This window comes from Burkholderia sp. SIMBA_051 (genome assembly GCF_046534915.1).
In the GTDB taxonomy this organism is placed as follows: Bacteria; Pseudomonadota; Gammaproteobacteria; order Burkholderiales; family Burkholderiaceae; genus Burkholderia; species Burkholderia ambifaria.
Genome location: NZ_JAWRXS010000100.1, coordinates 1 through 349 on the forward strand (window position 1 = coordinate 1; position 349 = coordinate 349).

At 62.5% G+C, this 349-nt stretch carries 1 pseudogene; it reads left to right on the forward strand.

Features of this window, described 5'->3' with window-relative positions:
* Positions 1-83 precede the first annotated feature (83 nt).
* Positions 84-349, forward strand: a pseudogene (locus SB771_RS33725) (hypothetical protein); the annotation flags it as partial.

Below are 349 nucleotides of genomic sequence, written 5' to 3' on the forward strand. Positions count from 1 at the left end.
CCCATAGATATAATGGCGCACGTTTCCAATAATCCGGTACAGGCCATGCGAACCGCACCGCTTGTACCCTGGCGGTGCAATGCATGCAAAAACTCATCCTGCCGTTCGTCGCCGGTTTTCTGGCATCCCTCTTCTTTCATGAATCGACGCTGGCGCTGCTGCACGCAGCCGGGCTGATCGATCCGACCGGGTTTTCGACCGCGCCGTTTTTGCCGCTCGGTTTGCCCGAATTCATCGCCAACGCGATCTGGAGCGCGTTCTGGGCCGTGCTGATGGCGTGGCTCTTGCGCATCGCGCCGGAGAGGCGCGCGCCGTGGGTGCCGGCCTTCGTGTTCGGCGGCGTCGCGCT